The sequence below is a fragment of the Chitinispirillales bacterium ANBcel5 genome, assembly GCA_029688955.1.
In the GTDB taxonomy this organism is placed as follows: Bacteria; Fibrobacterota; Chitinivibrionia; order Chitinivibrionales; family Chitinispirillaceae; genus Cellulosispirillum; species Cellulosispirillum alkaliphilum.
In genome coordinates this window covers 17,416-39,070 of record JARUKZ010000006.1, presented here as the reverse complement: position 1 = coordinate 39,070, position 21,655 = coordinate 17,416, and the positions used below count along the sequence as shown (strand labels likewise).

Genomic DNA, 21,655 nt, shown 5'->3' with positions numbered 1-21,655 from the left:
ACAAAATGAAACAGGGTAAAAGGTTACACAGAACTAAACAGTTGGTTGCAATTACCGTACTTTGCTTTATAGCAAAGGTCATTGCAAACACACCAACAATTGAGGATATAAGCATTATCGGAAGTGAGAGAGGCTTAGTACTAATGGTTAAAGCTAACACTCCGATAAGGGGAAATGTGGATAATCAGGATAGAGAGTCGGTAAGTGATCTGAATATCTCCTTCAGAGGGGCACGGTACGGCTTAGATCATAATGAGTTCAAAAGATTTCAATCTTCTATTCCCGTATCAGAACTTTTGATTAAAGAGAATAAAGAAACATCTCAAATTGACCTGGCCCTCAACCTGTCCTCTTCTGTAGCAGGGCCCATCGAAATTAGACACCGGGAAAACGAAATGCTTGTGCTTTTAACGCGTGATGCACATGATGAATTCAGGTGGGATGCATCGCTTACTATTATATCTGAACACTCCTCCTCTGAAATAGATATTGAGCAGATGGAAAAGAGGGCAGTGGAGGATGCAAGTAAGTCTATTCCTGAAGATAAGGTTTTTTCTGTAGGTGAAAAAACAACAGAAAAGGCCAAACAATCTGCTGCATCCAAGAAAGCAACTACTGAGAGCAGTCGGGCAGCAGTTGAATCTCCAACTCCTGAATTTGAAATCGCACCACCATCGCAACAAGAGGAGATTAAAGAGGTAACAAGAGAAAAACCTGATGGTAGAGTTGTCCGATATAGGGTATTTGGGCGCGATCCATTTGTTTCCCTATACCAGGATACTTCTGCGATTCCCGGAAGACCAAGGGTTGAGTCATTGCGCCTTGTGGGGATTCTTGAAGATTCTGAAGAGCGTATCGCTTTGTTTGAAAATTTCAGAGATGATAACAGAGCTTATGCCCTTAGAGAAGAAGATCGGGTAGATAATGGACATGTTCTTAGAATTTACAGAGATAGAGTCGTATTTTTAATTAGGGATTTTGATGTTTCACGTTCTTACACGTTGAACCTCACCGAAAAACCTGATGCAAGAAATGTGAGGCGGAGATGATAAAAGTGCAGGCTTTAACTATTGTTACTACCATGCTGTTGACTTTAGGCGTTGGTATTTCATTTGCAGAAGTTGAGTCCAACGCTGCAAGAGTTTCGGAGGCTAATTACACTGGCCCTACTGGCAACCAGGAGGTTATTGACTTCTTCGAAGTCCATGAAGCGGAAGTAAGGTCTGTTTTCCGTCAGCTAAGTTCCTACAGTGGTGTTGATATCGTTGTAGGCAAAGACGTTGAAGGTACGGTATCGCTTGCTGTTTCAAACAAGACCTGGCTTGAAATAATGTGGATTGTATGCAGGATGAATAATCTTGCTGCAATTACCGAAGAAAACTATATCTATATTTTGAGTGCCGGTGAGTATAACCAAAGGCGAATCGGCAGTGCTGAAGCCGTTGAGATGACTCAATCTGCTGGTCCACTTAAACGAGAAATTATTAGACTGCAGTTCACTACTGCTCAGGAAATGCTAGGTCCTGTAGAAACGTTCCTTTCACCGAGAGGACGGGCGACAGTCTCTGAACACAACAATGCATTAGTGCTGTTTGATACAGAAAAGAATCTGCTGGATATCAGAGAAATGGTGAGTGAAATGGATATTCCGGCAACACAGGTTTCTATCTCATGTAAAATTGTAGAAGTTAGCTCAGGGGTAGTACAAAGAATGGGGATACACTGGAATATCACTGATCCTGAGTTCAATGTTACTGCATCACATCTTAGCCCCGAAAATGTTATTCCTGATCAGGCTGTGAATCGTGTTACCTATGGTGTTCTTACGCCTGAGCGATTTGGGGCTACCCTGGAATATCTCTTTGAGGATAATCAGGGGGAAATTGTAGCACAGCCTCAGATAACTACTATGAATAATAAAGAAGCAAGAATCTTTATGGGACAGCAAATACCGCTTAAAATGCGTGATGAGGCTGGGAACACTGTAATACAGATGGTTAATGCCGGTACTGCACTAACTGTTACCCCACATGTTGCCGGTGATGGAAAAATAATGATGTCCCTACAGCCAAGAAAAGAATCTTATTATCTGCTTGCAGATGGAAATCCGGTGATAAATGAGCAGAGCGCAAATACCAATGTGATGGTACGAAACGGTGAGACAGTTGTCATTGCCGGACTTACTTCAAATGAAAGCAGAAACACTGAAGCTGGTATACCAGTCTTAAAGAACATACCAATTCTTGGGGCATTATTTAAACGATCGACAAAGACTGTGGAGAACAATGATCTGGTTATTTTTGTTACCCCACACATTATAAATGCTGATTTGTAAACACGCCTCCGATTCTAAAATAACAACCATGTTCTGGAAACAGAGCATGGTTTTTTTTTGTTTTAAACCCATTTTTAAATGCTTCTATTGATCATTTCTTTGAAATCGAAAGAAATGATTGACTCCTCTGTGTATATATTGTATGTTAGAGCCCAGAAGGTAGCACCCATTGTGGTTTAACACTTAAATCTTTGATTACATGCGGGGGTTCTTGAGTTTATGATTTCTACGATCCGGAAACGTGACGGGAAGCTGGTTCCATATGATAATTTTAAGATAGCTAATGCAATATTTAAGGCCGCATCTGCTGTGGGAGGAAGAGACTTTGGAGTTTCACTGATGTTGGCTAAGCATGTTGAAGAGGTAATTGCTAAACGATTTCATTCAAATTCGATACCCGCAGTCGAAGAAATTCAGGATATCGTCGAGAAGGTACTTATAGAGCAGGGACATGCAAAAGTAGCTAAAGCTTTCATTATTTATAGAGAACAACATCGCCGTATCCGAAGTACCAACGATCTGTTGCTTGATATAGCAAACACCATGAATGGCTATTTGAAACAACAGGACTGGAGAGTGAATGAAAACTCCAATGTAAACTATTCTCTGGGAGGGCTCATTCTCCACAACAGTGGAGCCATAACCGCTAACTACTGGCTTGAGAATATTTATGGAAATGACATATCCAATGCTCACAGAAACGGTGATATTCACCTTCATGACCTCTCTATGTTTTCCGGTTACTGTGCGGGCTGGTCCTTAAGGCAACTTATTTCAGAAGGTCTTGGGGGTGTTAAAGGTAAAATATCTTCCCATCCTCCTAAGCATCTTTCTACACTGATACAGCAGATGGTGAATTTTCTTGGCATTTTGCAAAACGAATGGGCTGGAGCTCAAGCTTTTTCATCATTCGATACCTACCTTGCCCCATTTATCAGGGCTGATAAACTAAGCTACAAGGATGTTAAGCAACAAATACAATCCTTTATTTTTGGCGTTAATACCCCTTCCCGCTGGGGTTCTCAGGCACCTTTTACCAATATAACACTTGATTGGGTTGTTCCCGATGATCTCAAAGATCAGCCGGCAATCGTTGGTGGAAAACCAATGGATGCTACTTATGGAGACTTCCAGCCTGAAATGGATGTGATAAACAAGGCATTTCTCGAGGTGCTTATAGAGGGAGATGCTGAAGGAAGAGGCTTTTCCTATCCTATTCCTACTTATAACATTACCGAGTCATTCAATTGGGACAGCGAAAATGCTGAGCTTTTATTCAAGATGACCGGGAAGTATGGTACTCCATATTTTCAAAACTTCATCAACTCGAATTTGAACCCGGGTGATGTACGCTCAATGTGCTGTAGGCTTCAATTAGATAAAAGAGAGTTGCGTAACAGGGGTGGTGGTCTTTTTGGTGCAGATGAATTCACTGGCTCAATAGGTGTAGTTACTATAAACTTACCACGAATTGGCTACTTCTCAAATACCAAAGAAGATTACTTCAGACAGCTTGACCATTACATGGATGTGGCAAGAGATTCACTTGAGATTAAACGCAAGGTGATCACAAAGCTGATGGATCAGGGGCTCTTTCCATATACTCAAAGATATCTGCGCCACTGGAACAACCACTTCTCAACTATTGGTCTTATAGGGATGAATGAGTCAACACTCAATTTCATGGGCAAAGATCTAAAAGAGGTTGAGGCAAGAGAGTTTGCGATGGAAGTACTCCAACATATGCGTAATAGGCTCATTACCTACCAGGAAGAAACCGGACATCTGTATAACCTTGAAGCTACCCCTGGCGAAGGAACATCATTTCGATTAGCCAAAATCGATAAAGACAGGTTCTCGAGAATGATTATTTCTGGTGGGGATATTCCCTATTACACTAACTCAACACAGCTTCCGGTTGATTCAACAGATGATGTTTTTGATGCTTTGGATATGCAAAGTCAGATTCAAAAACAGTACACCGGAGGGACGGTGTTTCATGCACATATTGGAGAGTCAATCGATGATATTGAGGTGTGCAAAGAAATGGTGAAAAAGATAGCATACAATTATCAAATACCATACTTTACTCTATCTCCGGTTTTTTCTGTATGTCGAAACCATGGTTATCTGAGAGGTCAACACTTCTCTTGTCCCACTTGTTCTGAGGAAGCGGAAGTTTATGCCAGAATAGTTGGGTATTACAGGCCGGTTCAGAACTGGAATCCAGGAAAGAAATCTGAGTATAAAGAGCGTATCGTCTTTGGCATAGATAATCCAGTTGAGATAGAATCAGGTGTACAAACTAATGAGGAAAAGCAAACACAGGAGTCTGTTTGTCAAACAGCATGAACATTTCAGCCTGGCTTAAAAGTTCATTCATTGATTTTCCAGGGACGGTTTCTACCGTCCTTTTTCTTTCTGGTTGCAACTTACATTGCCCCTTTTGCCACAATCCAACTATTGTTAAAAATGAAAACCCGGCTATATCCCTCGATGATGTATTGGGACATTTAAAGAAACGTAAAGGGATTATTGATGGTGTTGTAATAAGTGGAGGTGAACCGACGATTCATAGAGAACTTCCTGCTCTTTTTGAGGCGGTTCGTGAACTTGGTGTTCGCGTTAAACTTGACACTAACGGTCTTAATCCTCAAATGATTTACCGGGTTAAACCAGATTATTTGGCTCTGGATATAAAGACGGTTCCTGAAAAGTATAATTTTCTTGGTTCTACTTATAGTGATACCGCTCAACGACTTCAGCAATCAATAGCAGTGGTACGGAATATGGCTGAAAACGCAGAAGTTAGGATACCTGTCGTACCTGATTTTATTGGTGATGATGAAATATATAAATTCTTACGACTTTTAAGAGGGGTGAAAAAAGTTTTCCTTCAGCCATTTCAAAATAGTACAGAGCTTCTCAATGAAGATTACAGAAAAAAAACACCTCTTTCTTTAGAGAAACTCAAGTATTGGAGCGGTATGTTTAAAGAAAGAGGAATTGATTGTTCTGTAAGAGGGCAATAACCCTAAAAAATTAGCCTAAGTATCAATTTGATTTATCTGGAGGCTGAAGGGGGTGTATAATTGCTCTTTTCTTATCAAAACAACAGAAATTTTTTACCCCTTTTTTTATAAGCAGAGACAAAATAGAATCAAATGCTTTTCCAACCCACACTGGTTCGTGTGCATCTGAACCAATGGTTATTGTTACATCCCGTTTTGCTATCTCCTCGATCATAACTATAAAGGGATCGTAATCTCTTATCTTGGACTTATTTGACCATAGGTAACCGTTTGAATTGATCTCAAGCTTGGTTGATTCATTTTGTGATGCAGTTTCAACAGTTTTTTGTATTTCTTTGAAAATAAGGGCTTCACTGCCTTCTGGCCAGGGTATATATCGCCATATAAAATCAAGGTGAGCGAGAGACTGAAATAACCCACACTTCAAGGCTTCTCGGGCTGCATCAAAATATTCCAAATATATTGAAAGTGGATCAACCTTTTTGTATTGTGCAAGATGCTTAAGGCCAAAGTGTGGAAGACAGTGTACTGAGCAAATAGTATAATCCAAAGGGTAAAGGGAGAGTATCTCTGAAGCAAGTTCTTCGGCACCTTTAATGTAATCTACCTCCAGACCGATGCGTATTGTTATACGATCTGAATAGGCCTCTTTTAGAGTACTAAGTTCATCAAAATAGAGCGCCAGATCCCGATTGTTCATTCCCCAGTCCCAGTTTCGTTTTTTTTGCGACCGACTGAGGTAATAACGTCCAAGATGGTCTGAAAAACCAATCTCATCAAAGCCAAGGGAGATTGCTTTCTCTATATAATCGACTATTTTGCCAAAGGCATGACGACAGTAAGGAGTGTGAATATGATAATCTGCAAGCACTGTTTTTTTCCTTTAAACACTTAGATCTTCTTTTTGGGTGTTTGCAAACTTATCTGCCTTTTTTATAAGAGGGTCTACAGATTCCCTTAAAAACTCTTCAACCTGTTCTGGGGCCCTGCCTATGAAATCACTGACTTTGAGAAGTGATAATAAATCCTCTTTTGACATCGAAAACTTAGGGTCTGAAGCAACTCTTTCAAGAAGATCGTTTTCTTTACCCTTAAGTTTTACTTCTTTGGCAGCTTCCATTGAATGTATTCTTATTCGCTCATGAATTTCCTGACGGTCGGCCCCTTTTTTAACTGCTGCCATGATTATATTTTCGGTTGCCATGAATGGCAGTTCTGCATTTATATGCTTTTCAATGACTTTAGGGTAGACAACAAGTCCGTTACAGACGTTTTCACCAATAATAAGGGCAGCATCTGCACCCAGAAACGTTTCTGGAATAGTGAGCCGTTTGTTGGCTGAATCATCTAATGTTCTTTCGAACCACTGCTCCGCTGCAGTCATTGCCGGTGAAAGTGAATTTGACATTATAAATCGACAAAGGGCTGTAAGCCTTTCGGACCGCATGGGATTTCTTTTGTAAGCCATTGCAGAAGAGCCTATTTGTTTGGTTTCAAAGGGCTCCTCTATCTCTTTTAAATTCTGAAGCAAACGAATATCGTTTGCTATTTTATGGAGAGACTGAGCTAAACCAGAAAGTATGGATGTGATTTGAGAGTCTATTTTACGTGTATACGTCTGGCCAGTTACCGGAAGTACTTTTTCAAAGTTCATTTTTGAACAAACACTACTGTCCAGATCTTTTACTTTCTGATGATTGCCTTCAAAGAGACTCAAAAAACTGGCTTGTGTGCCGGTAGTTCCTTTTACGCCTCTGAATCGTAAACTGGAGTGAAAGGTTTCAAGTGCTTCAAAGTCCATCAAAAGATCATAAAGCCAAAGGCTGGCTCGTTTTCCTACTGTGGTGAGCTGTGCTGGCTGAAAATGGGTAAAGCCAAGGGTTGCGACTGACCTGTTTTCCCAGGCAAAGTTGCGCAATGTAGCGATTAGTGTACTGAGTCGTGAAAGAGTGATTTCAGTAGCTTTTTTAAGCTGAATAAGATCTGTATTATCCCCTACATATGCACTGGTTGCACCAAGATGAATAATTGGCTTGGCTTTTGGACACTGAGAACCAAACGTGTGTACATGGGCCATTACATCGTGACGAGTTTCTTTTTCGTATGTAGCTGCGAGTTCAAAATCGATATCATCAACAAACGCTCTCATCTCCTCAATTTGTTCATCGCTTATTGGCAAACCAAGCTCTTGCTGGCCTTCTGCAAGTGCTACCCATAGTTTGCGCCACGTACTGAATTTAAACTGAGGTGAAAAGACTGCTGACATCTTTTGGCTTGCATATCTTTCAAGTAGGGGGTTACTATAACTATTTTTATTTTGGCTACCCATGGAAGTGCTTTCGTTTAATTAAATTCCAAATCTGTTTAGTAATTGAATGCCTCAAGGCGACAATAAAGCTTATAAATATACATTTTCGCAGGTGGTCTTTTAAACAGTACAAGACCTAAGGTATGGAAAAAAGCCTTAAACGCTTAGTTTTTCGATAGTTTTGTTATTGTAGAAAATCTAACGTATTCAATAGAAAATTAGAAATGGAACTTTCATACTATTTATCTTGATACCTATATTATAGTATAGGTATTTTGTTATAAGATTTTTTTTATCATAAAAAATGGAGGCAGGCGTTATGAGCAGATCATTTCTTCCATTTGTATTTTGTTTTTTGTTGGTGGTGAGTTTAAGTGCCGGGGCTCAATCCATTGAAGAAAACATGATCAAGGGAACTCAATTACTTCAAAGTGGCGGGTATAATCGTGCACTTAATCATTTTCGTCAGGTTGTAAACCGGGACCCCAGGCATTTTGATGCCCAGCACCACCTTGGACTAACTTACCTTCAGATGGGGCAGAATCAAAATGCCATTCGAGAGCTTAAGAGGGCAACAGAGCTTAGCCCAAGATCAGTGTTTGCATGGATTAATCTCTCTATAGCATACCAGAACAATGGTGATAAAGAAGATGCTGCCAATGCATTATATCAGGCTGTTTCACACGACCCTCAAAACGTAAAGGTAAAAATGAATCTTGCCACTTTATACACTGAAGCCGGGATGATAGATGAAGCAATATCTCAGTACAAAGAGATTATTTCGATGGAAAGTAATAATACAGAAGCACTGATGAATTTAGCTCAAACGTTACTGAACGAAAAAAGGGGAGACGAGGCAAAAGAGTATCTTAGAAAAGTAGCTGAAAGCGACCCCCAAAGCGGTACTGCCAGGTATCAACTTGGGAGGCTCTATCTTGAGGAAGGCAAGCAGCAGAATGCACTTGCGGAGTTTGAGCTGGCCGCACAGGCGCAGCCCTCAGAGCCGGTTTATCACCTTGAGGTAGCTAATATATATGAAGATAAAGATGAAAAAGAAGAGGCTATAAGAGCCCTTAGAAGGGCTATGGTTTACTCTGACAGAAGAAACAGAGATGTAATCCAGAATAGGATCAATATGCTGGAAGGCAAGGAAGATGAGATGACAACACCTGTTTCACAGCGCCAAATGAGAGATCTGAGACAAGAGCTACGAACAGAAGAGAAGAGACAGCAAACGCAGGTTATGGAAACAACACCTCAGATTGATGTAATGGGATCATTTGAAGGGTTAGGTGCTGACAGAGAGGATACTGCACCTACCTTTGATATTTTAGAAGAGATGAGAAGCAGAGGAGCTGGTGAATAGGTATTTCTCTTACAGAAGATATTTAAAAGGCCGCTTTGGGCGGCCTATTCTAAAAATCCCGGTAAATGGAGGATTTTCCTGCCCTAACCGGGACGGGTTCAAAAGTATTAAAGGATGTACTTTCTGTGATAACCGCTCCTTTAGCCCAGTATCCCATAATTCAGAAACCCCCTGTGAGCAGCTTAAGGGAAGTGTAAAAAGATTCTCTCGGGCATCGCAACTTATTATACCTTATCTGCAGCCTTTTTCAAACACTTACTCTGATGTTGAGACGTTACGGTCGGTTTACGAACCTCTTCTGGAACAGTCAAATGTAGTTGGGCTTGCAATAGGCACCAGACCCGATTGTTTTGATGAGAAAATATATGCCTATCTTGAGGAACTTTCAAAGAGAACCTATCTTTCAGTAGAGCTTGGGCTTCAGAGTGGACATGATTCAGTGCTTAAAGGTATTAACAGAGGGCACACAGTTTATGACTTTGTCAGTGCTGTTACAACGCTTGCTTCGATAGGTGTTGAAAGCGTCGCTCATGTGATGCTTGGTTTACCTGGAGAAGGCTCTGATATGATCATTGAAACAGCACAGATGCTTGCATCTCTTCCTTTGACCGGGGTTAAAATCCATCAGCTGATGATTATTGAAGGAACTGAGATGGAAGTAATGTTCTCTGAGGGGAAAATTACCACTCTTAGCCTGGATCAATACCAGAAACTACTTTGTGACTTTCTTTCCTTTTTAAGGAAAGACCAACATATCCATAGACTCCTGGCAGATTCAAAGAAAGAGTATGGACTTATCGCTCCGGCCTGGAGCGCTCAAAAAAACAGCTCACTTGCTGCTATTTACAGGTACATGGATTCAATTGGATTCTTTCAGGGTAGTTCTTTTAACCGGGTATAATACCAATTTTTAGGTTAAGTCATTCCCTTCATGCGCCTCAGTTTACGCCAGATTGTGCTTCTGTCTACACCAAGCCTTCTCGCTGCTTCACTTTTATTACCCTTACATTGTTCGAGAGTTTTTAAAATAGTTTCTTCTGTGATATTCTGAGGGGGAAGGCTTTCAGAGCCATTAGTTACTGCTTCTGGTTCTGTACATATATCTCTGCGAAGATGTGACATTCTTATTTCTAATGGTAGATCAGAAGTATCGATAATATCCTTCTGGCAGCTGACGAACGCATGTTCAATAGCATGTTCCAATTCACGCACATTACCAGGCCAGCAGTAATCCATTAGTGTGACTGTTGCCTGGTGTTTTAAATTAAAAATGTTCTTTCCTGTCTGGGCTCTGAATTTTGAGATAAAGTGATCAGTAAGTATTCCCAGATCCTCTTTTCTTTCACGAAGGGGTGGTAAATGGATGGGGAAAACTTTAAGTCTGTAGAAAAGATCTTCCCGAAATCTTTCTGTTTTCACCTCTTTTCTTAGGTTTCGGTTAGTAGCAGCAATTATGCGTACATCTGATTTTATAGGCACACCTTCACCAAGACGCTCAAACGATTTATCCTGGAGAAAACGTAACAACTTAATTTGAATTAGTGGTGAGAGTTCGCCTATTTCATCAAGGAATAATGTACCGCCATTTGCAAGTTCAAACCTTCCTGCTTTGTCTTTTACTGCACCTGTAAAAGCTCCTTTGGTGTGCCCGAAAAGTTCGCTTTCCAGGAGCGTTTCCGGTAGTGCTGAGCAGTTTACTTTTATTAAAGGACCTGATGAACGGTCGCTTAGAGAATGGATAGCGTCTGCGACAAGTTCTTTACCTGTTCCTGTCTCACCACTTATAAGAATTGTACTGTTGGAGGCCGCTGCAAGCTCGATAAGATTATAAACTTCTTGCATAGTAGTACTTTCTCCGATGAGCCGCTGTAAGCCCCCCTTTTTATAACTACTCTGCTCAATGGTTTTTAAGCGCTGCTCTGCGGCTTTTAGTTTAGAAAGATCACTGAGGGTCTCTACAGCACCGATTATTTCACCTTCTTGCGATCGTAGCACCCGAGCATTTTTTAACACCGGTATAATTGTCCCTGATTGATGTTTGATTCTGCATTCGGTGTTGGTTATCGCTTCTTTGGCATAGAGTGTGCAATCTGGTGGTGGTGTGCAGCTATCTGCCATAATTGAACAACACTTTTTTCCAGTGAGTTGTTGGGCATTCAAGCCGGTCATTTTTTGCAAAGCTTTGTTACTATAGATGATCTTGCCATCTTTATCAATTAAGAAGAGACCTTCTGTTAGTGTTTGCAGAACCAATTCAAATGTTTCGTTGTTTAGGTTGTTTTGGGAGAGAGTGTGTTTCATAGCTGATGCATTCCTTTCTGTGCAACGTGGTAACCGTTGCAACTGTTGCACGGTAAAATACATTCAGGGGGAAGTATTATTTTATATGAAGGGAAAATTGAGGAAAAAAAAGTGGCATGCTTATTGCATCTAGGGTTCACATGTTGCACATTTTTTAAGGAGGATTTATGGCTATAGAGACTACTGACAGCAAATTTAAAGAAGACGTGCTGGATTCTGATCTCCCGGTGTTGGTTGATTTCTGGGCTCCCTGGTGTGGACCATGCAGAATGCTGGGACCCATAATAGATCGCATTGGAGAGAAGATGGATGGTAAAGTGAAGGTTTTTAAGCTTAATGTCGATGATAATCCTACTGTTTCAACCCAATATGGTATCACGGGTATTCCAACAGTTTTAATTTTTAAAAACGGACAAATAGACCGGGAGTTTGTGGGTGTACAGCCTGAGCAGGTGTATTTAAACGCGCTTGCAGCCTAAGCGATAGATACAGAAGAGGTTTGGTTTTGGGTAAAGAGAACAAAAAGATAGTAGTTATTGGGGGAGTAGCCGGGGGGGCCAGTTTTGCCGCAAGGATGCGACGAGTGGATGAGTATGCCCAGATTGTTATGTTTGAAAAGGGACAGTATATATCCTTTGCTAATTGTGGTATGCCCTATCATATTGGCCAGGTGATCGAACATAGAAAAGAGCTGGTGCTCCAGACACCGCAGAGTTTTTCCAATCGCTTTGCTGTGGAGGTGAGAGTTGACTCTGAGGTGATTGCAGTAGATACAGAAAAAAAGAGGGTCAGGGTAAAGCATGGAAACAGAGAGTATTATGAGAGCTATGATTATCTTGTTCTCTCTCCGGGTGCATCTCCCATACTGCCTGATTTAGCAGGGATGGATAGTAAAAGAGTATTTACATTACGTACGCTTCACGATATGGATAGGATAAAAAACTACATCGACTCGTCTGAACTTAGAGATTCTATTGTTGTAGGGGGTGGTTTTATTGGCCTGGAAATGGCAGAAAACTTGTCAAAAAGAGGAATTAAGGTGTCGCTGATCGAAGCTTCCGGTCAGCTTTTTGCCCCCGCCGACTCAGACATTGCAACCAGTGTAACAGAACACCTTGAGCAACATGGTATCGATGTACATTTACATAGTGCTGTGCAATCTTTCTTTCCTTGTGATTCCGGAAAGTATGGTGTAAAGCTCAAAAATAATACAGAACTGCAGGCAGATATGGTCATTTTGGCTATAGGGGTTAAGCCTGACACCGACTTCTTAAAAGGCTCTTCAGTACAACTTTCTCAACGTGGAGCTATAAAGGTAGATGAACAACTAAAAACCAGTGTTCCCGATGTTTTTGCAGTGGGAGATGCAATAGAGAGTACGGATCTAATTTCGAAAACCAAAACTCATATTCCACTTGCCGGACCAGCAAATCGTCAGGGAAGAATCGTTGCCGATAGAATTGCCGGAATTGAATCCGTTTACCACCATACTCAGGGTACGGCAATATGTAAGATTTTTGGATTAACTATAGCCGTCACAGGTATCAATGAAAAAAAAGCTGCAATGCTTGGGATAGAGTATCTAAAGTCATACTCCTACTCTCCAAACCATGCTTCATATTATCCGGGTGCGCAAGGTATGAGTATAAAGATACTTTTTTCTCCTCAAAATGGCACCATTTTGGGGGCACAGATTGCAGGTGCAGAAGGAGTTGATAAGAGAATTGATCTGTTAGCTATGGCGGTAAGGCATAAACTAACTGTAAACGATCTATGTGACCTTGAACTGGCATATGCACCTCCTTATGGTAGCGCAAGGGATCCTGTTAATACAGCTGGATTTATTGCTCAGAATATAATCACCGGAATTATGCCTGTGTGTTATGCTGAGCAGATACCGGAACTGATCGAAAAGGGGTATGAGCTTTTAGACGTGCGAACGCAGAGAGAGGTTCGGCGCGGAACAATAATGGGAGCAAAAAACATCGAACTTGATCAGTTAAGAGAACGGATTGAAGAATTGGATCAAGGAAAAAATATTATTGTTTTTTGTGAAGTGGGTTTACGGGGACACGTGGCTGTTAGAATATTACTACAAAATGGATTTAATGCATTTAACCTCTCCGGGGGCTTTAAAGTATACAAAATGCATAACAAAGAATTATTTTCTGGTACACAGGCTAAAGCTTCCACATACACTGCAGTTTAGTAGCTTGTGTGTTATTGAAGCTGGCTGTAGTTTATAACGTAAGATGTTTTTATGTAGTTGTAAGTGGCGGGGTAAGATTTTAATTAGGCCCCCCTTGTACTCCTATTGTGTTTGTTGTGCCATCCGTATTGTTAAATGATTCGTGTGGTTTCCCCGCGTTATGACAGGGTGAGTATATTGAGAGAGAGTAGCGACTCCTAAATTTTTCCGGTCTGTTTTTAATTTGAACAGAGTCTGGGAGTTGGTCATAAAGCACTTGGGCTAGTGTGGTATCTACAATATTTACCCGCTCTGTTGGAAGATCTGTATCAAGTTCAATCGCTCTTCGCTCAGAAGCTGTGCCAGAGAAGATTGGGTCTGAATAGAGGTTGTAAAAAGCATCTGTACTGTCTCCGTTTTGGTTAACTCTTGAGAGTAGGCCCATCTCCGGGTCACAGTTAACGAAATCGACATCTCTGTTTGCAAAGAGACAATTGTGCTCGAACGTGATTTTTGAAATATTATCACACCACATCCCAACATTTCTATTAAATGCGATAATGTTGTTTACAATTACAGGGTTAGAAAGTTCTACTTTTATTGCTGCTGTGAAATTCCGCGAAAAAACATTATTTTGTATGCGCGCTGATCCACCCTGTAAACAGTGAATAGCAATATTATTGTTTTCAATAATATTATTTCTGATAAGTGGTCTTGAGTTCTTTACGGTAATAGCTGTGGTGGCACCATTTATCTCTGTAAAGGATATTTCGGTAAAATGGTGGGCTACGTCTTCAAGAATTATCCCGCGCCAGTTATAGGTTTCAAAAGCAGGTTCAGAAGATGTGAAGATTATTGGATCTTCTCTGCTCCCTTCAGAACTAAAAGCACCAAAGACCCTGATTGAAACAAGTGATGAATCAAGTCGATCAAAGGGGGTTGGTGAGGGGGATCTGTTTTTTGTTGAAATAATCACTTCTGTACCAGGTGAAATTGAAAGACGTGCTTGTGGAGAGACTATTATGTCTCCTTCAATGACATAGGGACCATTTTCAGCGCGCCATTTGGTATCAGTATCTATTATGCCTGAGACCCGAACTTCACTGAACATTTCAGTATTTGCTAAAAGAATAAGCTGGAATAGTAAAAGTAGTTTTTTCATGGAATCTCTACTGAACGTATTGTGTAACTGGATTTTCTGCTTTCCAAAGTGTCCCTTTGAGTCATTTACGGGAATAATTCTTAGTCACGGAAGCTAAGTGCATTATTATTGTACGGTTTGGAAGCGAATAGTGCAAGAGGAAGAGATTTGGCTGTGATTATAAAATAGCAGTGACTGGAAATAATTTCTTGTGCTGGTGCAAGGAGGAACTCTATCCCTAATATTCCCACTCAAGACTGTACCAGGCTTTTTAAACCATATCCTAAGGGATTTGAAATTTCAACCCAACCTGACCTACTGAATAACTTTCAACTAGAAAACGAGTTTAAAGATCGGTAACGCGAAGTTTTCGTTTAACTAATCAGCACAGAAAAAAATTAGAAGCTTTATAGGTTGAATCCTAATACAGCAATGTCAAAATTAACTGAAAATTTTACCTGAAACAGCGATACCGTTTCAGTTTAGGTTGTGAATCCTCTTCACAAAGAGACTGTACACATTTTCCCTCTGGATAACATAATACCGACAGAAAGAATTCTCTATAATTGCTTTGAGCTGGTTTATGTAAAACATTCACTCTTTCGAATGCCAAAACTCCCTTAAAGATTGCTGCCCGGAATTCATTTAATTGCAACTGATGATCAAATGCTTATGATTTCCAGCACAAGTTTCATATTTGATCACCAGGCCAGGTGTTGGATTGATAATAGGTAATCGCGTGTTTGGCTCAGTGAAAGTTGCCTGCAATGGGTTTTCGAGCAGGAGGTAATTTAAAAGCAACCGCTCCATCGATTATGCCTACCCTCGATCTGGTTGCTCTAAACTTATAGTACCCTTTGGCATCGTGTGGAAGGTTATTTAAATTACCGGTGATAGTACCTGAATCAATTTTTTCAACCGTTACGTAATCGTTTATTCGGTTTCGGGTTTCAGAATCACGATAGATTAGGCTATAAGGGTCAACATCTATTCCGTTATGGCCATAGCCAACGAATGTAACCCAGTGTCCTCCCGTTCTTTCGTATTCATTTTTTTGGGGGTTATATCTGTACCAACCAAAATTAAGTAGTACTCCGTCCATAGTATAGAGGGCTTCTTTTAAGTCATTTAAGTGTGGGACTTGTACACCAGTTGCTGAAAAGCGCTGTGGCACTTTTCTCCATCCATGATAAACGATCTTTGCCTCATCTATTCCCCGATCCTTAAAAAACTTCTCTAACCCCTTAGTTAAAGTGTGAGGACTGGTACCACGATTTCGGGTATTGAAATACTCAGAGGAACCCAGTAGGGTTATAAGCTGATGCTGATCATGTTCAACGTCACTTGTTCTTGGAAAAAGTTGATAGTGACCATTATTTATCAACCGCATAAAAGCATTTGAAACTGATACCGGACCGCAATAAACTCTCCCCCTGTACTCAAAACCACCAAAAGCACGGTCTCTTTGATAGTAATTGGGGAATGAATCGATAATGTCGGTAAAAATAGAGGGAACAGAAGTGTTTGATAAAGCAACTCGGTTATGGCTTTTTGATATGGAATCTGCAGCGGGGCCTACTGAATAGTGGTTAGTGACCGGGGAGCCGTTGCAAGCAATAAAAAGCGCAAAAATACTCAGAATAGAGAGTCCTGTGATTTTTATCATACTTTATTCCTAAGGTTAACTGTTGGGTATACGGTGATAATTAAAAATAGCATCGTAACATTATGAATAACAAATAGTTATAAGGTATTTTTGAAGCTTTGTTAAAAAACAGTAAAACTATATTTCCGGGTGAGGGGGTAGTGATATAGGGGATTTATTCATTAGAGTTATGGAATATCTGAGCTGAATTTAGCTTTTGCTCGGTGTGGCAGCTTTGTTTGGCTGTTTCTGGCTGGTATTACTGAAATACAGGGAGTATAAGGTTTTTTTGAAAAAGGAGTAGATTAGTTAAAACAGTTTCAAACAAAACTGGTATGTTTAGCTTCTCTAAAGAATATTGCTTAGACCACTGCGTAGTGAAAACACAACAAATTAATTGGAGGTGAAATTACCATGATTACAAACAACTCAAATGAGAAGTAGGGGGCAGTGTGCGCTTAAAAGTTATTTCCTTTTTGATGCTTGGTGTTTTTATAATAGGCGCTTATGGTGAGGAAATTGAACCTGTTGAACATCTCGACATGGAGGCTTTTTCCGGCAAATGGTATGAGATCGCTCGTCTTCCCAACAGACATCAGCGTGGTTTCGAGGATGTTACCTGTACGTTTACTCCAGAGGGCAGGGGACGTTATAGCCTTGTAACTGAGGGCTATAATGCCACCCGCAGGCGGAGAAAGACCAGGCTCAGTGGTAGAGTGACGATACCCGATGATTCACAAATGGGTGCTATGCAGCTAAGAGTATTTAGATTTTTCACCGTTGACTACAATGTTATAAAAGTTGACACAGTAAATTATACTTATGCACTGGTCAGCGGAGATTCCAAAAAATATATGTGGATTTTGAGCAGAGAGCCTGTAATGGATAAGGAGACCTTTGATTCCTTGGTCAATACTGCCCAGACCCTGGGTTTTGAAACCGATCGTTTGGAGATGGTACCTCAGGTTTCAAATGCATCGATTGCCGGCAGGTAGTTTATAAGCTATAAAAACTCCCTTCTTTTTGTTCGCACTGAATCGGGCAGATTTTCATATCTGCTCGTTCCCTCTCTTTTTTTAGGGAACTGATTTGCCTGGATTGCAACTTTAAATCGTTGCAGATCTTCTTCAATCCGTGCTTCTAAGTTTTCACCCAGCATCTCTGATCGACTCTCTTCCATGGGGGGAAAGTAGAAGTGTAAGGATAGCTCAAGTTGGGTTGTTCTTGGCTCTGCTGTGCTTGAAAACGAAACGGTCCCTTCATGTAGCAGATCTGTGCTTTTTTGAGAGTGCCAGGTGATAAATTTACCTTGCGCCTCTTCGGTTATTTCGATTTCAAACACAATTCTTTCGTTATGGACCGTGAGAAGACTCCATTTTGATCTGTTCTCATCCAACGCTTTAACCTCTTCCAAAAAATCCAGTATATAGGGTAAGTTTTCCACATTTCGCCACATTTTAAAGAGATGTTTGGTGGTGCTGTGGATGGTAATTTTTTTTTCTAAATGAATCTCTTGGTGATTAGCCATTGTTCTCTCCTGCTGCTTTAGATTAATAACTTACTATAAAAAGCAAAAAGGGCACCAAAAAGGGCACCAAAAAGTAACAAAACGGAATGGGAAAAAAGAGAATCATATGGTCTCAAGTTTGCAGTCTTGGTAAGTGAGATACTTTGAATTTTAGCGTATATAGACACCCGTACAGTATGTAACAGTGGAGGAAAAAAATGGAAAAGCAGCAACCCAAGCCATTTGTCTGGCAGATGATTAAAGAGGCAATTGAGGTGCATGGGAACAAATCCACCAATATGGAAGTAAAAGAGTGGGTGCTTAAGCACTATCCGGGCACTAATACTAACACTATCCTTAATCAAATAATCGTGTGCACAGTAAATCATGAATCGAGAATTCATTATAAGGAAAACCAACGTCCAAGGCGCTGTTGTGATGCGATCGACTTTCTATTTAGGCCCTCTCCCGGAAAACTTGAACTGTATGACACCAGGATTCATGGCATATGGGAGATTGCACAAAACAAACATGGTGTACTTTCTGTCAGGGAAGTTAAGGAGAACTGTGAATCAAAGAAAGACAACGCATTGGTTGCAGGGGGGTATATCGATAGCACACATCTGCGCCATTATTTAGCCAAGAATCTGGATCTTATAGAAAAAGATCTGCAGCTCTATGTCGATATATTTGGCAATGATGGTGTTGAATATGAGACAGAATTTGGTCCCATTGATCTGCTTGCAGTAGATAAGGAAGGTGCCTTTGTTATAGTGGAAGTGAAAATTGATAACTATCCTGATGCTTCAAGTGGTCAGATTCTAAAATATAAAAACTGGGTCAGAAGACATCTGGCTTTTGGTAAACCTGTTCGGAGTTATCTAGTAGGTCCTCAGATACCTGAACATGTGAGGTATTCTCTTGCGGACTGTGATGATGTCTTTTTAAAAGAGTACGATTTGAGTATTAAGTTAAAAGATATACCTAAAATAAACGATATAGAGGAGATGGGAAATAGGGGTTCGGGAGCCGAAACGATCAGGGCTTCTCTATAGGTTAAGGACTGCAGGTAAAAGAGGCTTAATCCGTGGTATCAGTGTTTAGCCGGGTTATTTTTTGTTTCAAAATATGGTACCGCCAAAGGGCGTAATTATTTATAGAGAAAAGACTTAAGATTAACTCGCTCTCTTTTAATGAAAGAAAGGGACGATTTATGGGCTCAGAAATTCTTATAACCGGTGCTACCGGGGTAGCTGGCTTAGAGGTGATCAGGCGCTTTGGTGCTATGGGCATAAAGGTCAGAGCTGCAATTCATCGGCAAAAAGGTGCTCTTGAGCGTCTCTATCCTGGGATTATTGAACCAGTCCGTTTCGATTTTGCTGATCAAAAACTGGTTGATACTGCACTTGAGGGGATAAAAACTGTACTGTTAATCACGCCGGCTGTACCTGAGCAGGCGGAGTATGTGAGGATTTTTCTTGAGCGGGCTCGCCTGAGTGGCGTTTCTCACATAGTCAGACTCTCTATGTTTGGTACCGATAAGGTGCCTTTAATAAAGTATATGCTTTGGCATCACGAGGCGGAGCAGATAGTTAAAGAATCGGGTTTGGATTTTACGATTCTACGCCCCAATATGTTTATGCAAAATTTTCTCACCCGTATGCAACCCACGGGGGGACTTATTTATCTACCCCTTGGTAAGGGGGCGGTAAGTTACTTTGATGCCAAAGATTTCGCTGCCGCAGCATACGATATTCTTCTTGCTCCCAGGGCTCATAAGGGTAATATCTATACCTTTACCGGTTCTCAGGGGTTATCGATGTTCCAAACCACCAGTTTAATTTCTGAGGTTATCGGAACACACGTTGAATATGCTGATATAAGCGAAGAGACCGCTCGTCATGTTTTAGAAGGTTCTGCGATTAATGGACTATTAATTGATGCCACTATTGAGCACTATGCTTTTCAGCGGGTGGGGTTAGCTTCTGAAGTTACTCATGACTATGAGAGAGTTACAGGAAACGCAGCAGGCTTATTTGTGGATTTTGTAAGAGATAATGCGGATTTGTTTAGAGAGTTGGTCGAGCATGAAGAGGAGTAGGTTTGTGAAAAGGAGGGAGTGAAATGGCTGGCAGAATATTCATAACCGGCGCAACAAGCCCTCTGGGACGCAGAGTGGTACAATACCTTGCACATACTGACAGAGAAATAAGAGTGGCTGTGCATACGCATGCCAAAGAAGAGTATGTGAAGATGACCGGTGTGCAGACTGTTCCTTTTGAATACGGTGATTTCGCTACTATCGACAGGGCGCTTGAAGGAGTTGAAACTCTTTTTCTTTTGACACCTATTGCAAGGGAACAGGTTGAGTTTACTCGTAGAATCATCGATAGAGCACAGTTATGGGGGGTATCTCATATAGTAAAAATATCAATGATGGGGGTTGATGATTTTCCTGGAATACAATTTACCAGGTGGCATAAGCAGTCTGAAATCTACATAGAAAAATCTGGCATTGCTTATACGTTTATTCGTCCAAATGCAATGATGCAAAATTTTGTACGTTATGTGCAACCGGCAGGAAGTTTTATTTACCTTCCTTTGGATGATGCTGCTGTGAGTTATATAGATATGCGCGATGTTGCAAGGTTTTGTGCCGAGGTAATCTTACGGGCACAAGAATTCCAGGGCTGTCGTTTTGAGCTAACGGGCCCCCAGGCACTTACTCCTGAAGACATTGCTATGACGATTACAAAAGCTGTGGGCTATCACATAAGTTATATCGATATCTCTGAAGAAACCTCTCTCCATGTTCTTGAAAGTACAGGTATGGCTCAGTGGCTTGCAAAAGGGTTTGTAGAGTTATACTCGCTGCAGCGTTCAGGCCGTTTTGGTGAAACTACAACAGATTTTGAAAAAATAATTCAAAGAAAGCCTCATACGTTTGAAGCATTTGTGCGTGATTACAGCAATATCTTTAAAGCGATAATACAGCAGGAACACCACACCTTCTTACGGTAAGAGAGTTACGTACCCAATAGGGAGCGAAATAATATGGAAACATCTGTTCTACTCTCTGCAGAAATAATTGCTGAAGGAGAAGGGGCAAGGGTAAAACGTTTGTTTCCTTCAAGCAAAATCAGGGATTTTGATCCCTTTGTTCTTTTTGATGAGTTTTTTGTAGATCCTTTTGCCGGTTTTCCTGAACATCCACACAGAGGTTTTGAAGCAATAACCTATATGCTCGAGGGATCATTTAGGCACAAAGATACTCTGGGCAATGATACCGAAGTGGGGCAAGAAGGAGTACAGAGATTTACCGCCGGAAGGGGGATACTTCACTCTGAGATGCCCGGGAGGGGTGTTTCTGTGTGTCATGGTATACAGCTGTGGCTTAATCTTCCCAAACGCCTAAAACACATAGAACCCTCTTATCAGCAGGTCGATAAGGGGAATCTTACTGTTTTTGAAGTGCCTGGTGGCACCGTAAGAACGGTCATTGGGGATAAATCACCGCTGAAAGTGAATACTACCGTTTCTTACTTTGATATCAGGCTTAGAGCAGGCTATAGTTATAGCCCTCTTTTTCATCCTCAGTTTAGTTCCTTTATATACGTTTATAGAGGTAAAGTGTTGTGCAAAGGCTTAGAGTGTGGTTCTGGGCAGGGTATAACACTTAAACTCTCCCCTGGAGATATATTTAAAGCTGTTGATTCATCCGGTTTTCTATTCCTGACAGGAAAACCACATAGGGAGCCCATTTATCATAATGGCCCATATGTGGATTAAAAAAACACTTCCTCTTTCAATCTGCAGATAATATTTTCTTTGC

19 protein-coding genes are annotated in these 21,655 nt (G+C 40.8%); 13 read left to right on the top strand and 6 right to left on the bottom strand.

The features are described 5' to 3' along the window. The first annotated feature begins 5 nt into the window (after positions 1–5). From QA601_04620 to QA601_04605, 4 genes are all read left to right on the top strand, one after another. A complete protein-coding gene (locus QA601_04620; GenBank protein MDG5814349.1) occupies positions 6–1,049 on the top strand; it encodes a hypothetical protein in 1,044 nt (347 codons plus the stop codon). Then, complete coding sequence (locus QA601_04615) at positions 1,046–2,335, top strand: hypothetical protein (GenBank protein MDG5814348.1); 1,290 nt, start codon at positions 1,046–1,048, stop codon at positions 2,333–2,335. The genes QA601_04620 and QA601_04615 overlap by 4 nt, the downstream gene beginning before the upstream one ends. A gap of 219 nt (positions 2,336–2,554) precedes the next feature. Next, on the top strand, positions 2,555–4,687 hold the full coding sequence (locus tag QA601_04610) for a ribonucleoside triphosphate reductase (protein MDG5814347.1): 2,133 nt from the start codon (positions 2,555–2,557) through the stop codon (positions 4,685–4,687). Beyond that, positions 4,672–5,367 (top strand): anaerobic ribonucleoside-triphosphate reductase activating protein, encoded by a 696-nt coding sequence (locus QA601_04605; GenBank protein ID MDG5814346.1) that lies wholly within the window; start codon positions 4,672–4,674, stop codon positions 5,365–5,367. The genes QA601_04610 and QA601_04605 overlap by 16 nt, the downstream gene beginning before the upstream one ends. Before the next feature lie 22 nt (positions 5,368–5,389). On the opposite strand, the gene QA601_04600 is transcribed toward QA601_04605, so the two are convergent. Continuing rightward, entirely contained in the window at positions 5,390–6,238 is an 849-nt protein-coding gene (locus QA601_04600) for a histidinol-phosphatase (GenBank protein MDG5814345.1), read from the bottom strand. A gap of 12 nt (positions 6,239–6,250) precedes the next feature. After that, positions 6,251–7,696, bottom strand: a complete 1,446-nt coding sequence (gene purB / locus QA601_04595) for an adenylosuccinate lyase (protein MDG5814344.1) — start codon at positions 7,694–7,696, stop codon at positions 6,251–6,253. A gap of 298 nt (positions 7,697–7,994) precedes the next feature. Between purB and QA601_04590 the strand changes: the two genes are divergently transcribed. Both QA601_04590 and QA601_04585 read left to right on the top strand, forming a co-directional pair. After that, positions 7,995–9,041: a tetratricopeptide repeat protein gene (locus QA601_04590; protein MDG5814343.1), complete on the top strand. Its 1,047-nt coding sequence runs from the start codon at positions 7,995–7,997 to the stop codon at positions 9,039–9,041. Beyond that, complete coding sequence (locus QA601_04585) at positions 9,034–9,942, top strand: TIGR01212 family radical SAM protein (GenBank protein ID MDG5814342.1); 909 nt, start codon at positions 9,034–9,036, stop codon at positions 9,940–9,942. The genes QA601_04590 and QA601_04585 overlap by 8 nt, the downstream gene beginning before the upstream one ends. A 14-nt stretch (positions 9,943–9,956) precedes the next feature. Here QA601_04585 and QA601_04580 read toward each other — a convergent pair whose 3' ends face one another. Further along, positions 9,957–11,342 (bottom strand): sigma 54-interacting transcriptional regulator, encoded by a 1,386-nt coding sequence (locus tag QA601_04580; GenBank protein ID MDG5814341.1) that lies wholly within the window; start codon positions 11,340–11,342, stop codon positions 9,957–9,959. Positions 11,343–11,509: 167 nt separating this feature from the next. On the opposite strand from QA601_04580, the gene trxA reads away from it, so the two are divergent. Both trxA and QA601_04570 read left to right on the top strand, forming a co-directional pair. Continuing rightward, positions 11,510–11,821, top strand: a complete 312-nt coding sequence (trxA, locus tag QA601_04575; GenBank protein MDG5814340.1) for a thioredoxin — start codon at positions 11,510–11,512, stop codon at positions 11,819–11,821. A 26-nt stretch (positions 11,822–11,847) separates the two neighbouring features. Beyond that, positions 11,848–13,551, top strand: coding sequence for an FAD-dependent oxidoreductase (locus QA601_04570; protein ID MDG5814339.1), 1,704 nt, complete (start codon positions 11,848–11,850; stop codon positions 13,549–13,551). 79 nt (positions 13,552–13,630) lie between these two features. Here the strand turns inward: QA601_04570 and QA601_04565 are convergent, their stop codons facing one another. After that, positions 13,631–14,692 carry a right-handed parallel beta-helix repeat-containing protein gene (locus QA601_04565; GenBank protein ID MDG5814338.1) on the bottom strand — a complete coding sequence of 354 codons (1,062 nt, stop codon included), beginning with the start codon at positions 14,690–14,692 and terminating at the stop codon, positions 13,631–13,633. 727 nt (positions 14,693–15,419) lie between these two features. Further along, positions 15,420–16,337 carry a hypothetical protein gene (locus tag QA601_04560; GenBank protein MDG5814337.1) on the bottom strand — a complete coding sequence of 306 codons (918 nt, stop codon included), beginning with the start codon at positions 16,335–16,337 and terminating at the stop codon, positions 15,420–15,422. A gap of 431 nt (positions 16,338–16,768) precedes the next feature. On the opposite strand from QA601_04560, the gene QA601_04555 reads away from it, so the two are divergent. Further along, positions 16,769–17,311: a lipocalin family protein gene (locus QA601_04555; protein ID MDG5814336.1), complete on the top strand. Its 543-nt coding sequence runs from the start codon at positions 16,769–16,771 to the stop codon at positions 17,309–17,311. A gap of 8 nt (positions 17,312–17,319) precedes the next feature. Here QA601_04555 and QA601_04550 read toward each other — a convergent pair whose 3' ends face one another. Further along, complete coding sequence (locus QA601_04550) at positions 17,320–17,844, bottom strand: SRPBCC family protein (GenBank protein ID MDG5814335.1); 525 nt, start codon at positions 17,842–17,844, stop codon at positions 17,320–17,322. 197 nt (positions 17,845–18,041) lie between these two features. Between QA601_04550 and QA601_04545 the strand changes: the two genes are divergently transcribed. The 4 genes from QA601_04545 (at position 18,042) to QA601_04530 (ending at position 21,612) form a co-directional block, all read left to right on the top strand. After that, positions 18,042–18,878: an endonuclease NucS gene (locus tag QA601_04545; GenBank protein MDG5814334.1), complete on the top strand. Its 837-nt coding sequence runs from the start codon at positions 18,042–18,044 to the stop codon at positions 18,876–18,878. A 158-nt stretch (positions 18,879–19,036) separates the two neighbouring features. Continuing rightward, entirely contained in the window at positions 19,037–19,924 is an 888-nt protein-coding gene (locus tag QA601_04540; protein ID MDG5814333.1) for an NAD(P)H-binding protein, read from the top strand. A gap of 23 nt (positions 19,925–19,947) precedes the next feature. Continuing rightward, complete coding sequence (locus QA601_04535) at positions 19,948–20,844, top strand: NmrA family NAD(P)-binding protein (protein ID MDG5814332.1); 897 nt, start codon at positions 19,948–19,950, stop codon at positions 20,842–20,844. 33 nt (positions 20,845–20,877) lie between these two features. Further along, entirely contained in the window at positions 20,878–21,612 is a 735-nt protein-coding gene (locus QA601_04530; GenBank protein MDG5814331.1) for a pirin family protein, read from the top strand. Positions 21,613–21,655 lie beyond the last annotated feature (43 nt).

What these genes read in the sequence shown, in the direction of transcription:
- QA601_04540 (MDG5814333.1), top strand. Translation starts at nt 19,037, where the DNA reads ATGGGCTCAGAAATTCTTATAACCGGTGCTACCGGGGTAGCTGGCTTA.
- QA601_04580 (MDG5814341.1), bottom strand. Translation starts at nt 11,342, where the DNA reads ATGAAACACACTCTCTCCCAAAACAACCTAAACAACGAAACATTTGAA.
- QA601_04535 (MDG5814332.1), top strand. Translation starts at nt 19,948, where the DNA reads ATGGCTGGCAGAATATTCATAACCGGCGCAACAAGCCCTCTGGGACGC.
- trxA (MDG5814340.1), top strand. Translation starts at nt 11,510, where the DNA reads ATGGCTATAGAGACTACTGACAGCAAATTTAAAGAAGACGTGCTGGAT.
- QA601_04565 (MDG5814338.1), bottom strand. Translation starts at nt 14,692, where the DNA reads ATGAAAAAACTACTTTTACTATTCCAGCTTATTCTTTTAGCAAATACT.
- purB (MDG5814344.1), bottom strand. Translation starts at nt 7,696, where the DNA reads ATGGGTAGCCAAAATAAAAATAGTTATAGTAACCCCCTACTTGAAAGA.
- QA601_04615 (MDG5814348.1), top strand. Translation starts at nt 1,046, where the DNA reads ATGATAAAAGTGCAGGCTTTAACTATTGTTACTACCATGCTGTTGACT.
- QA601_04610 (MDG5814347.1), top strand. Translation starts at nt 2,555, where the DNA reads ATGATTTCTACGATCCGGAAACGTGACGGGAAGCTGGTTCCATATGAT.
- QA601_04530 (MDG5814331.1), top strand. Translation starts at nt 20,878, where the DNA reads ATGGAAACATCTGTTCTACTCTCTGCAGAAATAATTGCTGAAGGAGAA.
- QA601_04545 (MDG5814334.1), top strand. Translation starts at nt 18,042, where the DNA reads ATGGAAAAGCAGCAACCCAAGCCATTTGTCTGGCAGATGATTAAAGAG.
- QA601_04560 (MDG5814337.1), bottom strand. Translation starts at nt 16,337, where the DNA reads ATGATAAAAATCACAGGACTCTCTATTCTGAGTATTTTTGCGCTTTTT.
- QA601_04550 (MDG5814335.1), bottom strand. Translation starts at nt 17,844, where the DNA reads ATGGCTAATCACCAAGAGATTCATTTAGAAAAAAAAATTACCATCCAC.
- QA601_04590 (MDG5814343.1), top strand. Translation starts at nt 7,995, where the DNA reads ATGAGCAGATCATTTCTTCCATTTGTATTTTGTTTTTTGTTGGTGGTG.
- QA601_04620 (MDG5814349.1), top strand. Translation starts at nt 6, where the DNA reads ATGAAACAGGGTAAAAGGTTACACAGAACTAAACAGTTGGTTGCAATT.